Annotated in this window: 3 protein-coding genes and 1 tRNA gene; 1 reads left to right on the top strand and 3 read right to left on the bottom strand. The window is 66.1% G+C overall.

Features of this window, described 5'->3' with window-relative positions; all coding sequences use genetic code 11:
• Positions 1 to 200 precede the first annotated feature (200 nt).
• From VGD93_RS11760 to VGD93_RS11750, 3 genes are all read right to left on the bottom strand, one after another.
• Positions 201 to 1,298, bottom strand: coding sequence for a glycosyltransferase family 2 protein (locus tag VGD93_RS11760; protein ID WP_395012249.1), 1,098 nt, complete (start codon positions 1,296 to 1,298; stop codon positions 201 to 203).
• A 189-nt stretch (positions 1,299 to 1,487) separates the two neighbouring features.
• A tRNA-Arg gene (locus VGD93_RS11755) sits at positions 1,488 to 1,563 on the bottom strand.
• Between the two features lie 77 nt (positions 1,564 to 1,640).
• A complete protein-coding gene (locus VGD93_RS11750) occupies positions 1,641 to 2,672 on the bottom strand; it encodes a LacI family DNA-binding transcriptional regulator (protein ID WP_395012247.1) in 1,032 nt (343 codons plus the stop codon).
• Positions 2,673 to 2,882: 210 nt separating this feature from the next.
• Between VGD93_RS11750 and VGD93_RS11745 the strand changes: the two genes are divergently transcribed.
• Positions 2,883 to 3,866: ABC transporter substrate-binding protein (locus tag VGD93_RS11745; RefSeq protein ID WP_395012245.1), on the top strand; the 984-nt coding region annotated here is incomplete at its 3' end.

Genomic DNA, 3,866 nt, shown 5'->3' with positions numbered 1-3,866 from the left:
TGACGATGACGACGATGACGACGACGACGACGACGACGATGACGATGACGACGACTGCGAGGGTCTCACCGGCCAGGCGCGGGCTGACTGCGAGGCACAGAACAACTGATGGATTGGCCTTGCGAGGCCCGATCTGGCGAGCCGGGGCATTGCCCCGGCTTTGTTTTCGTCGCGGTCATTGTCCGCCCGGCGGACAGACCTCAGCCCGCGGCTGACTTGAGCCGGGCTCTTTCAATGAGGCTCCCGATGCGTTCGCGATAGCGCTCGGGGAATTTTGCCTCCAGCACCAGCTTCTCGCCCGCCTCCACGCTTTCGGCGAAGCGGCCGGTTCGGTACGCGGCAATCTGCAATTCTCGCAGCACGCCGTATTCGTAGGTGGACACGTCGAGGAAGAGCGCAGTCGAGGGCGGGGCGATTTCGAGACACTTCCGGGCGAAGTAGTATGCCAACTCATACCGCCCCGCCTTTCGGCAGATCCGGGCGGCCGCCTGCAGCGCCTCGGCCCGCGTCGGCAGGGTATCGTGGGCCCGCTGGTACATTTCCAGCGTCTCGGCGAAGGGGCGCTTCAGCCGCTCCGACATGCGGCCGGCCTGATAGAGGCTCATGAAAACCTCCTCTACCCAGAAGCCCAGTTCCGCCCGGGCCAGATACTGGACCAGCGCCTCTTCGTACTGCCCGGCATCGCGCAGGCTCTGGGCGAGGTAGAAGCGGTAGCGGCTGCGCAGGAACGGGTCCGTTTCGCTCTCCAGCGCTTCTCGCAGAAGCGCCGCGTCCCTGGCATATTTCTGGGGGTTCCGGCTCCGGGCGCCGTCGCGCGACGGAACGTCGTGGAAACCGTTCGCCGCCGCGCGGGTGATCTTCCCGGGAGCTTCCAGATATTCGTGCAGCACCGACCTGTAGCGAAAGGCAAGGCGGTTCGAGAAGAGTTGCGGCCGTTGATAGACTATTGCGCCGGAGCGCGTCGTCACGTCGTAGACGTCCTCCGTTAGCGCCGACTTGAACTCCCCGGGCGAAAATCCCGGCTCGAACACCAGAACTTCGTCGGCGTCGATGGTGAGGGCGTAATCGATCCAGTCCACCTCGCGCAGTGCCGCGGCGGCCTCGGTCCGGTTGTGCGCAAAATCCACCCATGGCCGCTCCCGCACCTCGCCGGGGAGGGCATGCTCCTGCAGCCATGCCTTGACGACGTCCGGCGTACCGTCATCGGAACCGGTATCGACGAGGAGAGCGTAGTCGATCAGGGGCAGGACACTGTCCAGGCAGCGCCTGATGACCGCCGCCTCGTTCCTGACGATCATGCACAGCCCAAGTGTCGTCAATCTGACCACTCCGTCGCGGTCGCGCGCTGGCCGAGAATCACCTGCCGGCTGCCCTTGCGCAAGAGTTTCGCCCCGGTGCGGCCCGCGCGAAGCGCGTCATGGAATTGGGCAGGCCGCCCATCGCCGGCCCATCGCAGATGCGGAAGGCAGGGAACGGGTTTGCGGGAGTGGTGACCTCGGCAGGAATCGAACCTGCGACCAATAGCTTAGAAGGCTACTGCTCTATCCGCTGAGCTACGAGGCCGTGGCGTCGGTTTAATGCATCCGGCGGCGCTTGTCAGGTGTTCCTCATGTCGTGCGCGCCGGCGCTGCCGGCAAGTGTCACGCCGGGGGCGGCGCCGTGCTGGCACGGACGACAAGCTCGCAGGTGAGGACCAGGCGGAACGGCTCGCTCTCGAGTGGCACGCCCTCGAGGATGTTGAGCAGGGCCTCGGTCGAGCGGCGGCCAAGCTGGTCGCGCGGCTGCCGCATCGTGGTCAGTGGCGGCGTATAGTGCTTCGCCATGGTGATATCGTCGAAGCCGATGACCGACACGTCGCGCGGGCAGCTTATCCCGTAGCCCTGGACCGCCGAGATGAAGCCGATCGCCATTTCGTCATTGGCGGCAAAGACCGCCGTCGGACGGTCCCGCATCCGGGCGAAGCGGCGGCCGGCCTCGTAGCCGCTGTCGATGCTGTGGTCGCCCTGGAAAATCCAGTCCTCGCGGACCTCCAGTCCCGCGGCGTGCATCTCCTCGTGGAAGCCCAGCCAGCGCTCGTTGGTGAGGTTCTTGACCTGCCGCCCACGGACATTGCCGATGCGGCGGTGGCCCAGGTCGACGAGGTGCCGTACCGCCCGGCGTGACGCCGCCGCGTTGTCGGTGGTCACCATGTTGAACCTTGGGGCCAGCAACTCGTCGCACACCACCACCAGCGGCAGCCGGCCGTGGACGAGGGGCAGGTGGCTCAATTCTTCCTCGTCGAGCGAAGCGTCGAACAGCAGCAGCCCGTCGGCGCGGTTGGAGAAGAAGTAGTCGCGCAGCCATTCCGTCGGGTCGTCGCCCAGGCGGTTGGCGACGAGGACGCCGTAACCGCGCGGGGCGGCCTCGGTGACGACGGCATCGAGGATTGTCGAGTAATAGGGATTGCCCATGTTGGGCACGGCGATCACGATGGTGCGGGTCGCGCGCATGCGCAGGGAGCGCGCCGCCTGGTTGATCGTGTAGCCGGTGGCGCGCACCGCCTCGGTCACCCGCTCGCGCGTGGCTTCCGAAACCCGCTCGGGGCTGCTCAGGACCCGGCTGACGGTCGCTGCGGACACCCGGGCGAACCGCGCAACATCTTGAATCGTAGGTGGTTTTCGTATGGCCGTCACGCGGCGAAGCGTCCTTTTCGCTGCCGGTTGTCCACCCTGTCTAATTCGATCTTGACAGGTGCGCAAGAAGCGTTTGAACTTGATGCAATCGATTGCAGAGGTATTTTGGGGAGTGCGATGTAATCGATTACAAAGCCGGCCGGGAGCTGTCGCTCACCGCCGGCAGCTTTGCGGGAGCGTTGCCGCTCCAGGTACGTTGGGAGGATAATCATGAAGAAGTTTGTGGTCGTTGCCGGCATGGCAGCCGCTCTGCTCGGATCCACGGCTGTCGGCGCGGCCGAGCTCGAGGTAACCCACTGGTGGACCTCGGCCGGCGAGGCTGCCGCCGTGGCCGAATTCGCGCGCATTTTCGAGGAACAGACGGGCAATACCTGGGTGGACAGCGCCCTGTCCGGCTCGGGAACGGGGGCCAACCCGGTGATCATCAGCCGCATCATCGGCGGCGACCCGATGGGCGCCACCCAGATGAACACCGGCCGCGACGCCGAGGAACTGATCCAGGCAGGCCTGATGCGCGACCTCACCGACATCGTCGATGAACTCGGCGCCCGTGACTTCTACGTCGACCAGTCGCTGCTCGAACCGTGCACCTTCGAGGGCAGGATCTACTGCCTGCCGATCAACATTCATTCCTGGGACTGGCTGTGGCTCTCGACGGCAGCCTATGAGAAGATCGGCCAGCCCGTTCCCAAGGACTGGAACGAGTATGTCGCCAGCTGGCCGGCGCTGCAGGCCGCCGGCATCCTGCCCTTCGGCCTTGCCAGCGGCTGGCCGATCGCCGGCATTCCGGGCCCGCTGCAGGCCGCGATCGGGGGCACCGAGCTTGTCCTCGCCATCAATCGCGACCGCAATCCCGAGGCCGTCCGCAGCCCCGAGTTCCGCAAGTACGCCGAGGCCTGGGACGCCATTCGCCAGGTCGTGTCGCCGGAGACCATGGTTCCGGCCTTCGCCGATGTGGGCAAGCAACTGCTCGAGGGCACGGCGGGCGGCAACATCCACGGTGACTGGCTGCAGGGCGACCTGCAGATCGCCGGCGGCGTCCCCGGAGAGAACTATGAATGCCTTCCCGCCCTCGGCCTGGGCGACCAGCTTTCGGGCGGCGGCGATGCCTTCTACTTCCCGGTCCTGCCGGCCGGCACCGACCCGGCGGTGATCGACGCCCAGACGGCGCTGGCCAAGATCCTCATCGGCACG

Source organism: Devosia sp., assembly GCF_036406155.1.
GTDB lineage: Bacteria > Pseudomonadota > Alphaproteobacteria > Rhizobiales > Devosiaceae > Devosia_A.
The sequence above is the reverse complement of the archived record's forward strand: the minus strand, read 5'-3'. Positions and strand labels throughout refer to the sequence as shown.